The sequence below is a fragment of the Vreelandella azerica genome (assembly GCF_013112225.1).
GTDB classification, from domain to species: domain Bacteria; phylum Pseudomonadota; class Gammaproteobacteria; order Pseudomonadales; family Halomonadaceae; genus Vreelandella; species Vreelandella azerica.
The window spans coordinates 59,637-78,922 of sequence record NZ_JABFHI010000002.1; the positions used below are offsets into that span (position 1 = coordinate 59,637).

General features: G+C 57.2%; 17 protein-coding genes and 2 pseudogenes. 7 read left to right on the plus strand and 12 right to left on the minus strand.

Translation table 11 applies throughout. The features are described 5' to 3' along the window. Positions 1 to 54: 54 nt before the first annotated feature. Positions 55 to 435, plus strand: coding sequence for a hypothetical protein (locus HLB35_RS04235; protein ID WP_235936987.1), 381 nt, complete (start codon positions 55 to 57; stop codon positions 433 to 435). 35 nt (positions 436 to 470) lie between these two features. On the opposite strand, the gene HLB35_RS04240 is transcribed toward HLB35_RS04235, so the two are convergent. The 7 genes from HLB35_RS04240 to HLB35_RS18180 all read right to left on the minus strand — a co-directional run bounded on the left by HLB35_RS04240 (position 471) and on the right by HLB35_RS18180 (position 6,380). Next, positions 471 to 743 (minus strand): amphi-Trp domain-containing protein, encoded by a 273-nt coding sequence (locus HLB35_RS04240; RefSeq protein WP_171701652.1) that lies wholly within the window; start codon positions 741 to 743, stop codon positions 471 to 473. A gap of 238 nt (positions 744 to 981) precedes the next feature. Continuing rightward, the gene (locus HLB35_RS16930) at positions 982 to 1,170 is read right to left on the minus strand and encodes a hypothetical protein (RefSeq protein WP_235936988.1); all 189 of its coding nucleotides are present in this window, start codon (positions 1,168 to 1,170) and stop codon (positions 982 to 984) included. Further along, on the minus strand, positions 1,170 to 2,129 hold the full coding sequence (locus tag HLB35_RS04245) for a metallophosphoesterase family protein (protein WP_235936989.1): 960 nt from the start codon (positions 2,127 to 2,129) through the stop codon (positions 1,170 to 1,172). Before HLB35_RS04245 ends, HLB35_RS16930 begins: the two co-directional genes overlap by 1 nt. Before the next feature lie 15 nt (positions 2,130 to 2,144). After that, the gene (locus HLB35_RS04250) at positions 2,145 to 2,828 is read right to left on the minus strand and encodes a histidine phosphatase family protein (RefSeq protein WP_235936990.1); all 684 of its coding nucleotides are present in this window, start codon (positions 2,826 to 2,828) and stop codon (positions 2,145 to 2,147) included. 72 nt (positions 2,829 to 2,900) lie between these two features. After that, positions 2,901 to 3,932, minus strand: coding sequence for an HprK-related kinase B (locus HLB35_RS04255; RefSeq protein WP_171701653.1), 1,032 nt, complete (start codon positions 3,930 to 3,932; stop codon positions 2,901 to 2,903). Further along, on the minus strand, positions 3,932 to 4,840 hold the full coding sequence (locus HLB35_RS04260) for a GAK system ATP-grasp enzyme (protein ID WP_171701654.1): 909 nt from the start codon (positions 4,838 to 4,840) through the stop codon (positions 3,932 to 3,934). The genes HLB35_RS04255 and HLB35_RS04260 overlap by 1 nt, the downstream gene beginning before the upstream one ends. Then, complete coding sequence (locus HLB35_RS18180) at positions 4,833 to 6,380, minus strand: aminoglycoside phosphotransferase family protein (protein WP_171701655.1); 1,548 nt, start codon at positions 6,378 to 6,380, stop codon at positions 4,833 to 4,835. Before HLB35_RS18180 ends, HLB35_RS04260 begins: the two co-directional genes overlap by 8 nt. Before the next feature lie 214 nt (positions 6,381 to 6,594). Between HLB35_RS18180 and HLB35_RS04270 the strand changes: the two genes are divergently transcribed. Continuing rightward, entirely contained in the window at positions 6,595 to 7,809 is a 1,215-nt protein-coding gene (locus HLB35_RS04270) for a GAK system CofD-like protein (protein WP_171701656.1), read from the plus strand. A gap of 58 nt (positions 7,810 to 7,867) precedes the next feature. Here the strand turns inward: HLB35_RS04270 and putA are convergent. Then, positions 7,868 to 11,523 (minus strand): annotated as a pseudogene (gene putA / locus HLB35_RS04275) (bifunctional proline dehydrogenase/L-glutamate gamma-semialdehyde dehydrogenase PutA). A 281-nt stretch (positions 11,524 to 11,804) separates the two neighbouring features. Between putA and HLB35_RS04280 the strand changes: the two are divergent. Then, positions 11,805 to 12,241, plus strand: a pseudogene (locus tag HLB35_RS04280) (CIA30 family protein). Here HLB35_RS04280 and HLB35_RS04285 read toward each other — a convergent pair. Then, positions 12,238 to 13,638, minus strand: coding sequence for an MFS transporter (locus tag HLB35_RS04285; RefSeq protein ID WP_171701657.1), 1,401 nt, complete (start codon positions 13,636 to 13,638; stop codon positions 12,238 to 12,240). The pseudogene HLB35_RS04280 and the gene HLB35_RS04285 sit on opposite strands and share 4 nt — an antisense overlap. A 230-nt stretch (positions 13,639 to 13,868) precedes the next feature. On the opposite strand from HLB35_RS04285, the gene HLB35_RS04290 reads away from it, so the two are divergent. The 3 genes from HLB35_RS04290 to HLB35_RS04295 are packed head-to-tail and all read left to right on the plus strand — an operon-like array spanning position 13,869 to position 15,597. Next, on the plus strand, positions 13,869 to 14,756 hold the full coding sequence (locus HLB35_RS04290) for a magnesium transporter MgtE N-terminal domain-containing protein (protein ID WP_235936991.1): 888 nt from the start codon (positions 13,869 to 13,871) through the stop codon (positions 14,754 to 14,756). A gap of 20 nt (positions 14,757 to 14,776) precedes the next feature. Further along, the gene (locus HLB35_RS16940; protein ID WP_328731023.1) at positions 14,777 to 15,226 is read left to right on the plus strand and encodes a magnesium transporter; all 450 of its coding nucleotides are present in this window, start codon (positions 14,777 to 14,779) and stop codon (positions 15,224 to 15,226) included. A gap of 29 nt (positions 15,227 to 15,255) precedes the next feature. After that, the gene (locus HLB35_RS04295; RefSeq protein ID WP_171701658.1) at positions 15,256 to 15,597 is read left to right on the plus strand and encodes a hypothetical protein; all 342 of its coding nucleotides are present in this window, start codon (positions 15,256 to 15,258) and stop codon (positions 15,595 to 15,597) included. A gap of 52 nt (positions 15,598 to 15,649) precedes the next feature. Here the strand turns inward: HLB35_RS04295 and HLB35_RS04300 are convergent, their stop codons facing one another. Beyond that, positions 15,650 to 15,841 (minus strand): hypothetical protein, encoded by a 192-nt coding sequence (locus tag HLB35_RS04300; protein ID WP_171701659.1) that lies wholly within the window; start codon positions 15,839 to 15,841, stop codon positions 15,650 to 15,652. 368 nt (positions 15,842 to 16,209) lie between these two features. On the opposite strand from HLB35_RS04300, the gene HLB35_RS04305 reads away from it, so the two are divergent. After that, on the plus strand, positions 16,210 to 17,187 hold the full coding sequence (locus tag HLB35_RS04305; RefSeq protein ID WP_235937049.1) for a homocysteine S-methyltransferase family protein: 978 nt from the start codon (positions 16,210 to 16,212) through the stop codon (positions 17,185 to 17,187). A 101-nt stretch (positions 17,188 to 17,288) separates the two neighbouring features. Here HLB35_RS04305 and HLB35_RS04310 read toward each other — a convergent pair whose 3' ends face one another. Both HLB35_RS04310 and HLB35_RS04315 read right to left on the minus strand, forming a co-directional pair. Next, the gene (locus HLB35_RS04310; RefSeq protein WP_171701660.1) at positions 17,289 to 17,732 is read right to left on the minus strand and encodes an EF-hand domain-containing protein; all 444 of its coding nucleotides are present in this window, start codon (positions 17,730 to 17,732) and stop codon (positions 17,289 to 17,291) included. A 193-nt stretch (positions 17,733 to 17,925) separates the two neighbouring features. Further along, positions 17,926 to 19,158, minus strand: coding sequence for an NAD(P)-binding protein (locus HLB35_RS04315; RefSeq protein ID WP_171701661.1), 1,233 nt, complete (start codon positions 19,156 to 19,158; stop codon positions 17,926 to 17,928). Positions 19,159 to 19,286: the final 128 nt, after the last annotated feature.

Below are 19,286 nucleotides of genomic sequence, written 5' to 3' on the forward strand. Positions count from 1 at the left end.
GCGCGGCGGCAAGGTAAACTGTGGGGTCTTTCACCCAAGGTTGGCCTTACCTCTATGTCCATGCAGATTTACCACTCGCCGATTCAACTTTATGACGTGGTGTTTGTGATCATCCCCCGCCTGGAACAGGCGCGTAACCTGGTCAATAGCACACTGGATACGCTGATCGACAATGCCAACCACCCCAAGGATTTGCTGCGCTACCGGGAGATGCAGCGCAAGCTGATGCTGGAAATGCAGATGATCCATGCCAACCTGACCCATCTGCTGGAGCGTTATCGTGGTGATGTTCAGAAACTGCTACAAAGCCAGGGCGCTCAGGGCAACCGCGAAGCGCAACTGGATGATATGGAGCAGGATGCCCTGGCCAGGGCGAAGGAAATCTACCAGAAGGTCGTCGAGTTTCAGACCGGACGACGCAGCGTGCCCTGGTAGCCAATCAGGAGAGAACACGCCGTGGAAGCGTCAATTCAATTGCCCGCTTTGATTTTCGGCGCAGTATTGGCGATGGTTTTTTCTTTGATGCGCCATTTGATCTTGACTTCAACTTCCTGCTTATCGCCTTCATCGCTGGCACGCAGGGAAACCTGCAGCAGTTGCTGAGGCGACAGCACCAGATCATCTTCGCTTTCCTGAAACGCCAGATGCCCTTCATTGATGGCCTTAGCCAGGGTCACCAGCAACTCTTGGGTGGCTTCCCGGTCAAGCAGCGAGTCATGGCTGAACTTGGTCTTAGACTTCATTGATGGCCCCCATTAAGCCTTTATCCATATAACCCTTTTCCATTTAATCCCTTGTTATGACGCCTTGCTCGACCGCTTCCCTTTGCGCCCAGGGCTGAAGACCTTGGCCACCGGATAGTCGCCGCTCAACCCCACCAGGCCGCGTTTTTATCAATCAACGTCGCGCCAACGCCTATTCCCTTGAGCCCTTCGCTTTTCCGCGAATTGGCATCCAGGGTGATATCGGCCTCGATATGAATCAGATCATTCTTGAGCGTGACCCGCTGCCCCCATGCTGATTGATATGCCCGTGCACCAGCACCTGAATACCGGCCTTTCTGGCCACTCGGGCGCCATGCTGGGTCAGCGGCAGGTCAGCCTTGCGATACTTGGTTCTGAAGGTATTAGCCAGCGAGCCATAATAGAAGCTGAACAGGTTCTGACTCATCAGGTTCTTTTTGAACGCCCTGTTGGCATGCTTGATGCCGTGGTTGGCCAGCAGCTCCGCCATATTGTCATCCAGACCCGCATGCAGAAACAGAAAGGAGCCGCGTTTTTAACCAGCTGCATACGGCGGAAGAACCAGCCAAACTCACCGGACGGCTTGAGAAACAGCGAGCGGCATTTCATTGCCGAGGCATATACCTGCTGCAATGAAAGCCCATTTTTGGCGCAGTGGCTCTCAAAGCTCTCGGCTTTCTTGTGCATCTTGCTGATTTCACGGTCGATGCCTTCCGGCGTCAGAAACCCCGCGGCATAGAAGGGAAAATTTTCAAACCAGGCATCGCTAGGAAACAGCGCCTCTCGGCAAGCGTCTTCACTGGGTATATCCCTGTCCCATTGGCTATCCGCCAGGTACTGGTCAAAAACCTCCTTGAACAGCGGAATGACCTTCTTGCCCATACGCACAAACAGATGCTGGCTGCCGGTATCGGTGTCGCGTTTCAGCGACAACAGACCCATCAGCAGGCGCAGGTCATGGTTACCGGCCAGCAGGGTAACATTGGCCTTGAGGCGGTAGAGGTGCGCCAGGCTGCGCAACAGCATCAGGTTGCTGGGCCCCTTGTCCAGGCAGTCACCGCCTACGATGATTTCTGCTTTCTTGCCAAAACGGGTCAGTTCATATTCACACAGCTGAGCACCGTCACGCTCGATGACTCCAGCGGCTAACAGGGAGGCTTCAAATGCTTCAGCATCGGCGTGGGCATCGGAGATAAACACCGCCGGTTTGGCGGGCCAGGCAAAGCGTTTTTTCTGTGCGCGGCGCTGAAAAATGGCTAACGCATCCTCATGGTTGACGGACGTCGGGTCATCCGGCCAAGGTGCCCACTCGGTTGGCAGCTGGCTCAGCACGGCATTGTGATAGGCCTGCCTGCTGACCTGCGGAATAAGGTTGAATGCTGTCATGGTCGCCATCATCTTCTAGTCGAGTGGGTCCGCCGCCTGACGGTGCTTCCAGTTGCCATAAAGCCGCCTCCAGCCGTCGGCTTGTCTTTCAAGAACGACCGGATGAGCGTGAAACATGCTCAACCGTTTAATATCGCTGAAAGAGATGACATTAAGATGATAACAGGCATGGCGGATAGAGGCACCGTGGCCGACAACCAGCTGTATCTGGCCATCGGCAGTAGAAGGCAGCGCCTGCAGATGACGGGCAACCCGCTTACCGGCTTCCAACAGTGACTCCGCTCCTTCAAAGGGCAGCTTAAAGTGGCTGGCGGATTTCCAGCCCTCGGGCAAAGGCGCCAGACGTGGGTCATCGGCGACGATACCTTCGATTTCGCCAACGCTTAGATTGGCCACGGCCCCTACGCTGCGCTCGCACAGGGCAGAAAAGCTGTTGACGGACGGCGGCTCGGCAAAAAAAGGGGCGAGTTCCTGGCGGTAGATATCCGCCGTTTGCCAGGCTCTTAACAGCGTCGAGCAGTGAATATCGCTATGTAACCGCCACCCTGACGCGGCCAGCCAGTCGCCGAACGCACAGGCTTGCGTCTTGACCTCGGCGGCGCCTTTTGCCGTCAGTGGATAGGGTTGCAGTGCGCTGGGAGTCTCCGCTCGTTGGGTATAATCACCGTGACGAATCAGCGCCAGCCGCTGCATACTCATGCCAACAGGCCTTCTGCTTTGAGCAGTTCAATGGCGCGCTCAAATCCACAGCACCGGTCAGGCGTAACACCTTTACGCCGGCCAGTTGGCGGGCGTAAAGGTGACAGGAAGGCGCCTGCTCAGGGGAAAGTGGCCATCGCCACTCTGAAAAAACGGCCCGGGGCTTTTACGCAGGCCCTCCAGCGCCTCAGGCACTTGCTCAATATCTACGCGGCTTAGCCCGGTGGGCGCGGTGGAATCAAGCGACCAATCCAGCAGTACCAGAGTGCTCAGCTTGCCTGACAGCGCGGTTTTATCATCACCGTACAGCGCTGGAATCAGCACGTCATATTTTTGCTCAATGCCCCAGAGTTGCACAGTCGGCATCTGCCCATAGCGCTCGCGCTCAGCAGCGCTCAATAGCCCGGCAAGCCGCGCTGAACTGATCAAAGTGCCTGGGTTCACCCGGGGATGCTTGGCCACCCCCAGCACCTCGGTGGCGCATCCTTCAGGCTGGGGCTTGAACAGAATACGATCATTGGACAGAAAGCGGGCGCTGGGGCTTTCCAGGGCTTTCAGCATCAGGGTCGATTTGCCACCGCCTGAGCTGGCGGCAATCGCCGTTGCCTGGCCATTGGCCGTAAAGGCGGAGGCGTGCCCCAGCAGATAACCGCAGCGCTGCTGCACATTGAGAAACTGGTTGTTGATAAAATTGACGACCTGGGAAAAATGCCGGGTCAGATCGCCTATGGCAAGGGGGGCGTCCAGGGTCTGGAGAAACACCATGCCGGTGCGGACTTTATGAATCCAGCGACCTTCAGGGGTATCCCGATACGCTTCTTTCAGGCCCAGCGGGCTGGGTTTATTGCGCTTTACCGGCGTCCAATCGCCACCTTGGATGTTGACCTTCTGGTCGACCAGAAACACCGCTTGCACCGGCTGGCTGTCACTCGAAGCACTTGCGGTCAGACCTGCATAATAGCGTTTGAGCAACTCAAGAATGCGCGGATTATCGGCCCATATCTGCAAGGTCAGCCCCTGAAAAGGCAGCAACAGGCGAGCGGTGCAGTTGGCCTTGAGGCTAGCCAGAGGCAGGTGCTCAAGTGCGTCAAACGTGAGGGTCATCAGGCAGGCTCCCGGTTATCCGTCTGCAGCTCAGCCAGCACATGATCACACACTGCTCCGGCAGCATCGAGGCCGCAGCCTTTGAGCGCGCCGCTGAACCCGCCAAAAGCAGAGACTTCAAACACCACAGGCCCGTCATCGGTCAAGGCAATATCCACGGTGGTGAAGCTCAGTTCAAAACAGGCCTGTGCCTGGCGGCCAAGCGCAATCAGCTCAGGGCTGGCATGATAGGCCTGGTACTTGCCCCCACTGTGAATGGTGGTATTCCAGGTATTGGCGCCGCTCACTCGGGCATAAGTACACATGTACTCCCCACCAATAAACACCATCCCCAGATCCTGGCCGCCCAGGTTGACAAATTTCTGCAGGTAAAAAAGCCCGTGCCTGTCTCTGAAAGCATCCAGTTTGCGTCGGTTGACCGCCTCATCGTTGGCCACATCCAACACCACCATACCCCGCGCCTTGGTGGAATAAAGTGGCTTGAGGATCGCCTTGCCGAACTCTCTGATCGCCTCCAGCGCTTCATCGGTGTTTTCAGTCACTCGGGTAGGCGGCAGGCTGACATTGCCCGAGGCCAGCGCCGCTGTGCCTTCAAGGCGGTTGATCAGACGGCTGATCTGCCCTGGGCGGCTGAAACAGCGCACGCCATCGGCTTCCAGGCTACTCAGCATGCGAATCCGGTCATCGGCGGCAGGTGAATAGGTCTCACTGACCTTTTTGATAATGACGCCATCCAGTTCGTTCAGCAGAATATCGCCGTAACGTAACTTGCCCGTTTCAAGTTCCAGCACCACCTCAGCCATATCCACCACGCAGCGAAAGCCGGTACGCGCTTCCAGGTGGTCAGCCAGGACATCGGTCGACCACTTTCCAGGCGTTCCGATGACGGCAATCCGCTTATCAATCATGAAAAATATCCTCAAGGGGCAGCTTGTAGGTATCGAGAGCGTGCGGATTCACCAGGGTAATCGCTTCAAGTAGATAGCCCGCTCTGAGCGCCAGTGCGCTGGCAAACTGCCTGTCATAAATAAAGCGTGTGGAGGTGGCAAACGAACGACCCAGAGCAATTGCCAGACGCGCATCGAAGCTTGTGTCCTGGTTGCTTTTGGCAAACCGGCGAGCAAACTGATAAAGCTGGTGGATCAGACCCATCAGCTCAGCTCTGGGCGCGGTGTCCAGAATCGGCAGCCGATAGATCGATACCATCAGCACGGACAGATCCTGTACGTAATCCGAGTAAGACGCACGGTGCAGGTCGATAAAATAGATGCGCTCCTTGAGATCGTCATAAATGATGTTATCGACGTTGAAATCGCCGTGAATCAGCACTGAAAAAGGCGCCCGCAGCTGCTTCTCCAGGGTACCGACATGGTCAATCAGCTGATCAAAGCTCGGGCGCGTCAGCCCGCAGATAGTTTGCCCTTCACTGAACAGCCCCGGATGGGTATGGCGGCTTTCCGGCAGACGTTTACGCAACTGCTGCATGTAACCGGGTTGAGCCATTTCAGCGGTGCGGGAACTTTTCCAGATTTTTCGCAGGGTTTTCTGCAGTTTGTCGATCAGCTGACGGGCGGCGTCCCATTGATGGTTGAGCAGCAGCGATTCAAGCGTATGCCCGGGCAGGTGCTCGATCACCATGGAACTCAGCTTATCGCCCTTTTCAACATGCTGGGAAAGCACCGTTGGCGCCACCTTGGGATACACCTGATTCCACTGATCTACCCCGGAAAGCTCTTCAATCACCTTCTTGCTCTGGCCTTCCTTGTAGACCGCCATGACTTCACCGGCGTCAGCATGCTCGGCCTTGAGGGTCGCAATCGTGCTGCCACTGCGGGTCAGCGCCAGGCGCTCAACGCTGAACCCGGCATCCTGATCCGCCATGGCGTGAGCCGCTTTCTTGAGTTGCTTGTAGTTCTGCAACCGCACCGCAGGGCCGAAGTTGGCCGCCAGCAGGGCATCGGCAAGCTCCGATAACAGCTGCACCATGCGCCGGATCTGAAAATCCAGCACGGCACAGGCGCCGGTGCTGGAAGTCTCTGGCAGGCGGGCCAACAGCTTGGGAATCCGGCGCCCAATCTTGAGGCCTTGACGGGTGTTGGCGTTATCCAGCTTGATGGTCACCAGCTTGAGCGATTTACCAATCGAACGAATGACCTTGGCATAGCCCTTGAGATTGCTCTTGAGATCACCCTTGCGGTCGCCTTTCAGGTCTTTATTCGACAGCTTTTCCAGCGACCGGATATGCGTGACTTCCAGACAGGCGTGGCCCAGCTGGTCAAGCAGACTGGCCAGACGCTCCAGGGATTTGGATTGCTGAAAACCGGCGCCGTCAACCTTGCGCCTTTGCACGTCAAGCGCCACCGCAAGCTCGACCTTCTCCAGCAAGGTGCTGCGGTAACCTTGACGGTCAATCAAGCGCTTTGCGACGGCCCCTTTGGGTTGGGTCACATAAACTTCAACTAACTCAAAGTGATTTTCAACTTCGAATCGAAGAAAATAGAAATGCTCCAGAATGGATGCGTTAATAACCTGCCTCACCGTACAAGTGCCATGGATGGGAGGATGATACTATAAGTAACCTTGTCATTCCTGTGTGTTACATTTTTCTTAAATTTCAGTCAATTGCATCAGCAAGCTGAATAAAACGCCGGATAGGAAGCTGATGAAGAAACGTCGCCTGGGGCACTCCTGCCTTGATATACCCCGAGACCCCGCCAGGGGGCAGGCGTTGCGCCTGGCCAGGTACCGTAAAGCCCCCGAACTTGGGCCCAAGCTGCTTTTCTTCAGCGGTGGTACTGCTTTACGGCGCTTCTCCGAGGTACTGACCGACTATACCCACAATTCCATTCACCTTGTTACCCCCTTTGATTCGGGCGGCAGCTCCGCTGAGCTGCGCCGCGCCTTTGCCATGCCCGCGGTAGGTGATCTGCGCGCGCGCCTATCATCACTGGCGGACGATTCAGTGACTGGCCATCCTGATGTGGCGGCACTTTTCTCCCATCGCTTGAACGGCTCGGCACTTGAGCAGAACCTGCAGGATCTGGTTAACGCCAAGCATCCCTTGCTCAAGGCGATTGCCGAACCCATGCGCTCACTGATTCAAAGCTATCTCGCCGCTTTTTATCACCAGATGCCAGCGGATTTCGACCTGGCTGGCGCCAGCGTGGGCAATCTGATCCTGACCGGTGGCTACCTTATCCACAACCGCTCGCTGGACCCGATTGCCTTTCTGTTTGGCCAGCTGATCAAGACACGCGGGACGGTGCGCACCACCAGCGACGTTGACCTGCAGCTGGAAGTCGAGCTTGAAAATGGCCGCACGATTATCGGGCAGCATAATTTTACCGGCAAGGAAACCGCCAGCATCAATTCCCCGATCCGCGCCATCAAGCTCACCGGGGAAGCCGATGACATTGATACCCTGGATGCTTCCAGAGTCTGCAAGGAAACCCTGACGCTGATTGATTCCGCCGAGCTGCTGGTGTTTCCACCGGGTAGCTTTTACAGCAGTATTATCGCCAACCTGCTGCCCAAGGGCGTCACCAAAGCCTTACATAAGAACCCTTCACCCAGGGTCTATGTACCCAGCCTGGGCACCGACCTGGAGACACTCGGTATGACCCTGGCAGATCAGGTCCAGGTGCTTAACCAGCACCTGATAGGTAAGACAGCGGTTAAGGCCACACATGCAGGTCGATATGCCATCGACTTTGTGCTTTTCGATTCCCGGTTGCTCAGCGTTTCGGACAAGCAGGTAGCGCGCATCAGCGGCGAGATGGGCGTACAGTTGATTGACACCGACCTGGCTAACGATGCTCACGATACGCATCGCTATGACGATACCAAGCTCGCCCAGGCGCTGCTCGGGCTGACATAACGCTGCCCTGGCGGGCAGCGTTATCATCGGTTACCTGTACGGATGGCGACTGGCGGTTTTACTCTGCCGTCGCCAGCAGGCTGGCATTACCCCCGGCGGCGGTGGTATCGATGCATAGGTGGCGTTCTACCGCATAGCGCTCTGGCGAGATTACCTGGGTTTCCAGTGGCACAATCGCGCCCTCGCGCTCGGCAAGCGCTATGCGCAGTTCGCGGGTCCAGTCGCTGGAACCGGCAGCAGCCACCACATCAACCCCATTGACATCGGTCAGCGTCTGCGTGGTGATCACCCCATCCAGCCCGGCGATCGGGCGCCAGCCTCCCTGAGGGGTTTGACCGCCTGGACGGCACCGGGGGCAACCAGCACCACGGGAGAGCCTGCCCCCAACGCCTGCACCGCCTGGGCAACGGCAATATCCAGCGTCGGGCCAAGGCATAGCACCGGGCCTTTGGGGTACATGGCCAGGCGGTTGCTTTCACCGGTGGGCCCAGGCAGCGTCTGCGGGGTCATATCCAGCGCCGCCGTTTCGGCCAACGCCTTACGAATAACACCGCTCTTGCCGGACAGCGCCTTGCGAAGCACTTCAACCCGGTCGCGGCGCGCCGCCCAGTTACGCGCATCCAGCCCTTCAAGGGCGGATTGCAGGCTTTGCAGCGCTACGCGTTCACCTTCAGGGGCAGCGTGTTCCTCCACCTTGGCAGTGCGCCGGAAGCGGGTAACATACAGCGGGCCGCCTGCCTTGGGGCCGGTGCCCGAAAGCCCTTCACCACCAAAGGGCTGGGAGCCAACAATGGCACCGATCTGGTTGCGGTTGACGTAGATATTACCCACATGAATGCGCTCGACGATTTGCTGTACACGGTCGTCGATGCGCGTATGCAGGCCAAAGGTCAGCCCGTAGCCTCTGTCGTTGATGGCATCCACGACCTTGTCGATATCCCGCGCCTTAAAGGTGGCCACATGCAGCACTGGCCCAAAGATTTCCCGCTCAAGGTCTTCAATCCCGCCGACTTCAACCACCGCCGGGGTCACAAAGGTGCCGACCTCTGGCGCAGGCAGGGTTTTCAGTACCTTGCCAGCCTTTTGCTTGGCGGCCACGTAATCACTGATTTCGGCCTGGGCGTCGGCATCGATGACCGGCGAGACATCCGTATCGGTGTTCCAGGGGTCGCCAATGGTCAGAGCATCCATGGCGCCATCCAGCATATTGAGCAGGCGCTCGCGGGCTTCTTCCTGAACGTAAAGCATACGCAGCGCCGAACAGCGCTGACCCGCCGACTGGAAAGAGGAGATCAGGATATCGCGCACTGCCTGTTCGGTCAGCGCGGTGGAATCCACGATCATGGCATTTAGCCCGCCGGTCTCGGCGATCAGTATCGCATCCGGCCCGGCATTTTCGGCCAGCGCCTTATGGATGATCTGGGCAACCGGCGTGGAACCGGTAAAGCACACCCCGGCAATCCGCGGGTCACTGGTCAGCGGCCCGCCCACGGTAGGGCCATCGCCGGGCAGCAGCTGCAGCGCCGCTTCCGGCAGGCCCGCTTCACGCATCAGTTCAACGGCCCGCGCGGCAATCAATGGGGTCTGCTCGGCGGGCTTGGCCAGCACCGCATTACCGGCTGCCAGGGCGGCGGCAATCTGGCCGGTAAAGATGGCCAGCGGAAAGTTCCAGGGGCTGATGCACACGAAAACCCCCGGGCATCGCCGGGCTCTTCGGCTTCCAGCCGCTCGCCTTCGTTGGCGTAATAGCGCAGGAAGTCCACTGCTTCACGCACTTCGGCAATACCGTCAAACATCATCTTGCCTGCTTCACGGGTGGTAATCACAGTCAGCTCGGCAATGTGTTCCTCGTAAAGATCGGCAATCCGGCGCAACACCTCGGCACGCTTGGCCGCCGGTTGTGCCGACCACTCTCGGAAACCTTCTTCGGCGGCGTCAAGGGCAGCGGCGACCTCTTCCGGCGTGGCTTCATACACCTGCCCGACCACGCGCGAGGTATCTGCCGGCGATAAGGCATCCCGGGCAGGCCCTTTGGGCGCCGGGCTGCCCGCCAGCATGGGCGGCTGTCCAAGTGGTATCAGCAAAACGTTCACGGGCATCAAGCAGCGGCAGGATAGAGGCGGGTTCGTTGATCCGATAGCCGCGTGAATTCTTGCGATCCGGGGCAAACAGCTCGCCGGGCTGGCGGATCAAGGGGCTGGAAACCGCCTCACCCAGCTGCTGCATGCCTGCAATGGGGTCCCTGGAGACCTCGCTGGGTGAGATGGATTCGTCCACCACCTGGTTCACAAACGAGGAGTTGGCGCCGTTTTCCAGCAGGCGGCGCACCAGATAGGCCAGCAGATCACGGTGCGCCCCCACAGGGGCATAGATACGGCAGTGGGTGCCGTCTGTTTCCTTGACGATATGGTGCAGCGATTCGCCCATGCCGTGCAGGCGCTGGAATTCATAGCTGTCCTTGTCATCACCGGCCATGGCCACCACGGCCGCACAAGTATGCGCATTGTGGGTGGCAAACTGCGGATAGATGCGGTCGCGGCGGTCAAGCAGCATCTGGGCGCAGGCCATATAGCTGACATCGGTATTCACCTTGCGGGTAAACACCGGGAAGGTTTCAACGCCCATTTCCTGGGAGAGCTTGATTTCCGTATCCCAGTAGGCACCCTTGACCAGCCGCACCATGATCTTGCGGTTGTAGCGTTCGGCCAGGGCATGCAGGGTTTCGATCATCGGCGCGGCGCGGCGTCCGTAGGCCTGCACAACAACCCCGAAGCCGTCCCAGCCCTCCAGGCTATCATCGGCCATCAGCGCTTCAATGATATCCAGCGACAGATCCAGCCGATCCTGCTCTTCGGCATCAATATTGAAGCCGATATTGGCCTTGGCGGCCTGCCGTACCAGCTCTTTGGCACGCGGCAGTAGCTCGGCCATTACCGTCTCACGGTGAGTATATTCATAACGTGGATGCAGGGCTGAGAGCTTGACCGAGATACCGGGGCTACCGCGCACATCGCCCTTGGCCTGTTTGGCGATGGCAGTGATCGCTTTGGCGTAGGCGTTGTGGTAGCGAACCGCATCATCGTCAGTGCGCGCCGCTTCGCCGAGCATGTCGTAAGAGTAGGTATAACCCTGCTTTTCCAGCTCACGGGCATTCTTCATGCCCTCTTCAATCGTCTGGCCCAGCACAAATTGGCGGCCCAGAATCTTCATCGACTGGCCTACCGCCGTGCGCACCACCGGCTCGCCCATCCGCCGCACCAGGCCACGCAGCGCCCGCGTCGGGCCCTTGGGGTCGTCATCCAGTACCTTACCGGTCAGCATCAACGCCCAGGTAGAGGCATTTACCATCGAGGACGATGACTTGCCCAGATGCGCGCCCCAGTCAGATGGCTCAATCTTGTCATGAATCAGGTCATCAATGGTTTCTGCATCCGGCACCCGCAGCAGGGCTTCGGCCAGGCACATCAGGCCAACACCTTCAGAGGTTGAAAGCCCGTATTCGGCCAGAAAGGCCTCCATCATCGAGGGAGACCTTTCCTTACGCACCCGAGCGACATAGTTGGCACCAGCCTCCGCGACCTTTTTACGTCCGTCCTCTGAGAGTTTGATACGCTCGACAAGCTCGCCAAGCACCTTGGCTTCTGCAGCGGCGTAGTTGGCACGAATGCGTGCACGCTGCTTGCTGGCAGTGGCATCCGGGGTTAGCTCAGTCATGGTTGGTTCCTTGTGGCTGCTCGAAAACCAAGAGGTAGGCATTGGCTTGGCAGCTGTTGTGATTGTTAACTCATCATGCAGAAAAAGCCTGTTGAAAGCCTCAACGCTATTTTACCCGCTCCTGGTTTTATCTCATTCTGTCTTACTCAATCAGCGTGGCGTTTTTAGCCAATAGCGCCAGATTGGGCCTTTAATCAGTCAATATCAAAGGAGCCATCATGGCACTCACATTTGAGACAGCGAACGAACAACAGCGCTGGTTCGCAGTAGATGACGGGGTAATGGGCGGCGTTTCCCGCAGTACGTTCAGCGTAAGCAAAAACTGCGGTTGGTTTCACGGCGAGGTGTCATTGGAAAACGGCGGGGGTTTGCTTCTGTTCGTCGCCAGCCGGGCGAATTTGAATCAAGCCTTACCCAGGCAACCGGGATACGCGTGACGGTAAGGGGCGATGGCCGCTCCTATCAGCTGCGCCTGAAAAGCCAACTGTTAAGTGACGCCTGCGCTTACCGGGTGATCATGACGCCTCAGGCCGAAAAGTGGGAAACGCTGTGTTTTACTTGGCAGGCCTTTGAAGCCATCAGGCGGGGCAGTCTGCTCAGCGACGCCCCGCCATTGGAGGCCGCCAGCATTACCCAACTCGGCTTTCTGATTGCTGATCGAGCCGCTGGCCCTTTCTGCCTGGGTGTCCAGCGGCTGGAACCGTCAGGTCATCTTTAACGGCTGTCCGGTTTATCAGACTGAGACTCGGATTCCGACTCTGTTTCCAGCTCAGGCTCTTCATCAGAGTCTTCCTCCTGAAGAGGGTCGGGGTCGGGGTCCAGCGGCGCCCCTTCTTCATCCACCAGCTGATGATCATAGGCGGCCTGGAGACCCGTATCCTCGGGCTGCGGCTCTTCCGGTTCTTCAGTATCGGCTACCGCTTCCTCGCTCTCGGTGATGCTTTCTGTCCAATCCGCAAAGTAGTCGATATGCCCGGGGTATACCGGCGACAACACTGCCACCAGAATGCCAATCGCGGCGAAAATCGAAAACGCTTCGGCATAACCGACGCTTTCCACCAGCATACCCACGACGGGAGACCCGGCTGCCTGCCCCAGCGCACAGGCCATAAAAGGCAATACAGGCCCTATCGATAACCGCCCCGGCAAAAGGCGGATACCGGTCATCAGGTACAGGCCAGTCAGGCTCATGTACGCCAGACCGAACACCAGGGCTGAAAATATTGCCAGCCCCAGATTACCGGGGCTGGCTGCCAGCAAGACAAGGCTGGCAGCCAGCATCATCAGCATCAGGGCCTGAGTGATGGGCGGGTTATTACGGTCGGCCAGGTCACTGACGACAGCGCCCCCGAGGCCGGCAAGGCCAGCGGCAAACCATAGCCAACCGGTATAATTAGGGGCCAGGGCACCCAGGTTGACCGCCAGGTCCGGTGCAAACAGCCAATAGGGCGACGAGACAAACCCCATAGCAAACGCAAACAGGGTCAGCCTGATCAGACGCGACCACTGTAACCGCGTCAACTTGGGTGGCGGTGCAGCGTTCGCGGGAATGACCCTTGAAACAGAAGGAATGAAGTACCAGGCCGCCACCACCCCGAGAAGGGCCAGAAACGCAAAGCCTTCATAGGTGACTCGCCAGGCGTCTGCCAGGAAGACCACGGTGGGTACTGCCACCATGATGCCGATACTGGTACCCGCGTTCATTATCGAGCTGACCCGCCCATGCATACTGCGGCTGACCACAGACTGCATGGCGGCCGTCAGGGCAGGCATCATCAAACCGGTGCAGATGCCGCAGACAAATACGCCTGTGCCCAGCATGATGGCATCCGAGGACTCACTGATCAGCCCCAGGCCTACCACACCCAACAGGCCTGACAGCACCGCCAGATAACGCGCTCCCATGAGATTGGCTGCCAGCGGCGCAACGGCGGTCGCCAGCACAAAGCTGATAAAGGGTAATGCACCCACAATGCCCACCAAATAGGCAGACAATTCAAGCTCTGCACTGATTGAGGGCACAAAAAGTCCGAAGGCAAAGCGCGCCAGACCGTAGCTGATCGCCACTAATGCCGCACCGAATAAGGCAAATCCCATGCTCGACAAGGCTCTCATTGCGGGTACTCCTTTCGGTGATCGTAATACCAGACGGTCGTCCTGATACCAGGTCGCATTCTCTCAGCGACATTCGCAATGAGCAATGCAAGAATAATTCAAGCAGTCGGCCGGAATCATTACGCCAACCAAGGGTCAGTCGTACACTATTTCGGAGGCAATTTTCAGGCCAACATCTAGACGCCATAATACGTTTTCTGAAAAACCACTTATCTTACAAGGATGCTTCTATGCGCGAAGACGAGCCGTACAACCAGACAGAAGAGCAACTCCTGCAGCTTCAGCAGCTGCTGGATACCTCGGATGGGGCTGGCATAGATGACCTGCTGGCGGATATGGATGTGCTGGACATTGCGCGCACCCTTGAATCCTTTCCGGGCAAGACACGCGACCTGCTATGGGAGTTTGTTCCCGAAGACGTGGTCGGCGAAGTGCTGGCTGAAGTGGATGAAGATATTCGCGCTGATTACATCGAGCCTTTATCCGCTGACGACATCGGCCAGATTGTCAAAGGCCTGGATGCCCAGGAAGTAGCCGAGGTACTTGATGTTGCAGACGATGACATCAAAACCAGCGTCTATGCCAGCCTGGATGAAGGCATTCGCGCCCAGGTTGAGTACCTGCATACCTATGAAGAAGATGTGGTCGGGCGCTATATGGACCCCGAAACGGTCAACGTCAAGCAGGGCGTATCCCTTGAGGCCGTGCAACGCTATATCCGCATCCATCACCTGCTTGATGATGAATCCCAGCAGGTGATGGTGACTGACAAGGATAAGCGCCTGCTCGGCACTCTGACCCTGATTGACCTGATCAAACAGCCGCAGGATGCCGTGATTGATGACTACATGGACGAGCCTTTCACCTTGAACGACCAGATGAGGGTGAACGAAGCGGCCTCGATATTACGTTCCAAAGAGCTGGCCTTTGTGCCTGTCTGCAATAAGGAAGGCATACTCGTCGGCCAGCTGAACGTGGCTGATGTGCTGGAAATTACTCAGGACGATGCAGACATGACCCTAAAGCATATGTCCGGCGTCAGCGATGAAGAAGAAGTGTTTACTCCTATCATGCGCAGTGCCAAAAGCCGGGGGTCTGGCTGGGCATCAATCTGCTGACAGCTTTTCTGGCAGCGGCAGTGATTGGTCAGTTTACCGAGGTGCTGGATCAGATCGTCGCATTAGCGATTCTGATGCCGGTGGTGGCCAGTATGGGCGGCATCGCAGGTAGCCAGACGCTGACTGTGGTGATCCGCGGCCTGGCGCTTGGCCAGCTGGCAGGCAATAACAAGCGTTGGTTATACAACAAGGAAATGTGGGTAGGCATGCTTAACGGCCTGATATGGGCACTCGTCGTCGGCGCGATTTCCCAGCTCTGGTTTGATAACCCCATGGTTACGCTGGTCATCACCCTGGCCATTTTTATCAATATGAGCGTATCCAACCTGGCGGGCGTCTTGATTCCCTTGGTGTTGAAGCGTCTGAAAATCGATCCTGCTTTATCCGGCGCTGTGATATTAACCACTGTGACCGATGTCGTTGGCTTTCTGTCATTTCTGGGCCTGGCGACGCTGATTATCCTGAAATAACGGATTATTTTTGAATAAAAGGGGGCAAAATGCCGACTGATAGCGATCTACACCTCCGCCTACGTAGGCATCTCGTAGGGCTTGCGCCCGAGGCGTTACCCCTTACCTACCAGCAGGCCGCTGAGGCACTGGGCCTGTCACCGCCGCGCACCATTCGGCGCGTGGCGTTAGCCCTTGAAGCGCTGATGCATGAAGATGTCGCCGCTGGGCGGCCGATGCTGGCAACCCTGGTGGTCAGTCGCCGCGGGGGCCTACCGGGCGCCGGTTTTTTTGAGCTCGCTGTGGCCCTGGGGCGCTTTCCCGACAACCCGGCGGAACACAAAGCAGCCTACCAGCATGAATTTGCAGCCGCGCTTGCTCAGCGGGCGTGACGACCTTTCTCCCCGTTGAAGTCTTGGCTAATCTGGCGCACCATATCCTTCATCAGCCCGGTTTTCTGGCGCTAAAATCAGGGTACACATTCACTACTTCAAACTCGTCGCCATGCTCACACGATAAAGCATCGGCAATGCCTCCCGCATTCACCCAGGCACTTTCCGAGTTAAAAGCCTCAATCACCTTCACCACTGCCTGCTTGGTGCTGGCCTGCTCAATGATGACGCGATATCGATTCATTACTTAACCTCACTCACAGGGAAGACATCACGCGACGTGCTACCACTTATCGCTGTGAGATCTGTATTCACAGTTCCCACTCTATCTCACATACCTTGGCCATCGTTAGTAAAGCGCTCGCCGATGACGAAAAGCCTCCCTGATTTGACCGCGCCATTATTGATAGTTTTCCATGGCAAAGCCAAAAAAATGAATTCTATTCATACTTAAAGGGTGAAACCTTCATTGGTCACGGCTGACATCGGGCTGTCAGAATAATTCCCCGATAACCCCGGAACACCCCAGAGGCATTTCTTCATGGCGAACGACCTTATTACTCAGCGACTCGATCAAGGGCCACTTATCTGTGCGGAAGGCTTTCTTTTGAGCTGGAACGGCGCGGCTATCTTTCAGCAGGCGAGTTTGTACCTGAAGTGGCCCTGCTGCGCCCGGACGCTCTGGAAGCCCTGCACCGTGATTTCCAGCACGCCGGCTCCGATATTGTTCAGGCCTTCACCTACAACGGCCACCGCGAAAAACTGCGCGTGATCGGCAAGGAAGACAAGCTGGAACCCCTCAACCGCGCAGCGCTGCGAATTGCCCGCCAAGTCGCCGACGAACAGGAAGGCAACCTGATGGCTGGCAACATTTCCAACAGCAATATCTGGGACCCTGAAGACCCGGCTTCTCAGCAGAGCGTACGCGCCATGTTTGATGAAATGGTGCAATGGGCCGTGGAGGAAGGCGCTGACTTTATCATCGGCGAAACCTTCTATTACGCCGGCGAAGCCCAGGCGGCCCTGGAAGCCATTAAGGCCAAGGGCCTACCGGCGGTGATCACCCTGGCCCCCATGGCCGAAAACCGCATGATGGACGGGCCGGGCATTGTGGAAACCTGCGTGGCACTTGAACAGAACGGTGCCAGCGTGGTGGGTCTGAACTGTTTCAGAGGCCCCGATACCATGCTGCCCTGGATTCAGCAGATTCGCGACGCCGTCTCCTGCCACGTAGCTGCACTGCCGGTGACCTTTCGCACCACCGAGCAGGAACCGACCTTTTTCAACCTATCTGATCATCAGGGGTGCAGCTGCCCATCTCCTCACGGGCGCCCCTTCCCGACCGCTCTGGACCCGCTGTTCTGCAACCGCTATGAGCTAGGCGCCTTTGCCCGTGACGCCTATGCCAGCGGCGTCAATTATCTTGGGGTCTGCTGCGGCGCGGCCCCCATGCACATCCGTGAAGTGGCCATGGCAGTTGGCAGGGAACCCGAGGCCGCCCTGTTTGCCGAACGTATGCACAACCACTTCATGTACGGCAGCCACGACCGCCTGCCGTCTCATATTGCCGCTCTTGGCGACAGAGCTTGAGAAGTTGGCGTTATGGATATGCTGTACCTGCCCGAATGCCAGCGCTTATCCCCACGCGAAAGCGTGGGGAGGTATAGAAGTTGTAACTGGATACTCTTGTATCAACGCTGGGAAATAGCGGTTTGAAAATCCTGTAAGGTGATACGGCCATCATTGTCAGTATCAAGATTGACAAACCAATCATCCGCTCCCGCCAGAAACTCTTCACGTCCTACACGTCCGTCACCATCAGTATCACTGTTAGGCAGGCTCATACCGTCTGCCACTGATTGCATCTGTGCACGCTGCTCGGGGTCATCATAATTGGCGACATCACCCGCCCTGGCATTATCAAAAGCGATATATTCTTCAGCACTCAGATATCCATTCTGATCGGTATCAAATGCATTAAAAACATTGCCTCTCATGGTAACGAGCTCTTCAAGCGTTACCTTGCCATCATCATTAAGATCCCAGCTGTCCATGAACTGATCGCCTGGCGTTGATTGGGCAAGAACCGGAGTTGTCATCAGCATGACTGCAGCAGTAAATATAATATTTTTCATTTTCAACCATCCATAAAGATATATTGATATAACCCAAAATAACACACATGCCTCGACATAGCACAATCAACAACGACCATCATCCAGTTTGCACGCTGACAGCCGATATAAAAAAATAAGCTTAACTTGATCGCCTTGATGGGTAGCCCCACCACCCAAGCCACGCGCACCGAAGGCAGTAGCCACCTAAGAGCTACACATCACCCATAGCCTGGGCATGAATAGCATCTGCCGCATGGGTCCCGGATAGCAGCGCGCACTCACAGCTGCCCATTCGCGCGCCTGTACTGATGTAGTCCCCACAGAAAGCCACTCGTGAGGTGGGACAAAGCGATAGAGCCCTTGGCAAAGGCTGCCCCTCAGGAAAGGCATTACCCCAACGGTGCAGCAATGGGCCCAACACGTACCGCGATTTTTCAATTGCCGGCATCCCCGGGATATCGCCTAGCGCGGTTAACATTTCATCGACAATGGCCTCTTCTCGAGCGCTATCCGATGAGGCATCACCCACCCTTGCCGCACTGGATGAAGCCCCATATACCCCGGCATTGCCACGGGCGTAATCGATCGTGGAGTGCAAAACCACCGAGCAACTCTCCGGGCCACACGGCTGGATTGAAATCTTGGCCAGGACACTGTGGTGCTCGACCCGGCCATCATTGAAACCCAGACGCTGCCATTGCTCAGCCTGATCACCCGTGCAGTGCATCAAGACCGTGAGCACCGGCGCTGCCGTTTGCCCGGCAATGACCGCAAGGGCTTCGTTCAACTGCGCGTCTGCAAGCTGCGAAGCCACTGCGACAAGGGGCGGTTCACCCCCAAAGGTGTCCGACCAGCGTGGATGGGCGACACCACTTCCGGCCACCACCAGCCAGTCGGCACGCCCGACCTCTTCGGCGTTTTTATCCCGGAGTATCCAGGGAGCCTCCTCGTCGTCTGATCGTGAGAGCCCCCTGATCATGGTTGAATACGCTGAATTGATGCGCGGCAGGCGTGCGTTGTGATCATCAAGCATCAGAGCCCCAGCAATGGCGGCCATCTCGCCATTGATACCCGTGATCAGCGCTTCACCGGCCAGCCTCTCGCGGCGCTGACACGCACCGGTGCTGCCATCGACTAAACAGCGAACCCCCGTATAGGGCGTGATGGCATCACCCAGTGATGACAACAGCTCCAGCCCCTCAGAGGTCGTGATATCCGCATAGGGCGCTCCGTGGTTGATGCCCAACGCCGGGATCGCCCGTGTCTTTCGGGTTGAAGCTCGGCCACCGGGACCACGGCCGATCTCGTAGAGCGTGATGCGGTCAAGTTGCTCTGGCATCGTCAGTGAAAGCTGTCTTGCCGCGGCAGCGCCGGCGATGCCATTGCCGATGATGGCAACGCTGAGACCAGGCTTTGAAACAGAATCAGAAGAGGAAGAGATCATTGATATAGACACCTTGTATATCAGATATTTAAAGAATGCCTTTCGCGCTTAACCGTGCACAAGGATGGCACAGGTTTGACACTACCAAAAACAAGGGCCTGCGCATTAACGTAAGCCCCTGATCATCA

Coding starts and splice junctions, on each gene's coding strand:
- HLB35_RS04235 (WP_235936987.1), top strand. CDS start 55: ATGTCCATGCAGATTTACCACTCGCCGATTCAACTTTATGACGTGGTG.
- HLB35_RS04240 (WP_171701652.1), bottom strand. CDS start 743: ATGAAGTCTAAGACCAAGTTCAGCCATGACTCGCTGCTTGACCGGGAA.
- HLB35_RS16930 (WP_235936988.1), bottom strand. CDS start 1,170: ATGAGTCAGAACCTGTTCAGCTTCTATTATGGCTCGCTGGCTAATACC.
- HLB35_RS04245 (WP_235936989.1), bottom strand. CDS start 2,129: ATGACAGCATTCAACCTTATTCCGCAGGTCAGCAGGCAGGCCTATCAC.
- HLB35_RS04250 (WP_235936990.1), bottom strand. CDS start 2,828: ATGAGTATGCAGCGGCTGGCGCTGATTCGTCACGGTGATTATACCCAA.
- HLB35_RS04255 (WP_171701653.1), bottom strand. CDS start 3,932: ATGACCCTCACGTTTGACGCACTTGAGCACCTGCCTCTGGCTAGCCTC.
- HLB35_RS04260 (WP_171701654.1), bottom strand. CDS start 4,840: ATGATTGATAAGCGGATTGCCGTCATCGGAACGCCTGGAAAGTGGTCG.
- HLB35_RS04270 (WP_171701656.1), top strand. CDS start 6,595: ATGAAGAAACGTCGCCTGGGGCACTCCTGCCTTGATATACCCCGAGAC.
- HLB35_RS04285 (WP_171701657.1), bottom strand. CDS start 13,638: ATGAGAGCCTTGTCGAGCATGGGATTTGCCTTATTCGGTGCGGCATTA.
- HLB35_RS04290 (WP_235936991.1), top strand. CDS start 13,869: ATGCGCGAAGACGAGCCGTACAACCAGACAGAAGAGCAACTCCTGCAG.
- HLB35_RS04295 (WP_171701658.1), top strand. CDS start 15,256: ATGCCGACTGATAGCGATCTACACCTCCGCCTACGTAGGCATCTCGTA.
- HLB35_RS04300 (WP_171701659.1), bottom strand. CDS start 15,841: ATGAATCGATATCGCGTCATCATTGAGCAGGCCAGCACCAAGCAGGCA.
- HLB35_RS04310 (WP_171701660.1), bottom strand. CDS start 17,732: ATGAAAAATATTATATTTACTGCTGCAGTCATGCTGATGACAACTCCG.
- HLB35_RS04315 (WP_171701661.1), bottom strand. CDS start 19,158: ATGATCTCTTCCTCTTCTGATTCTGTTTCAAAGCCTGGTCTCAGCGTT.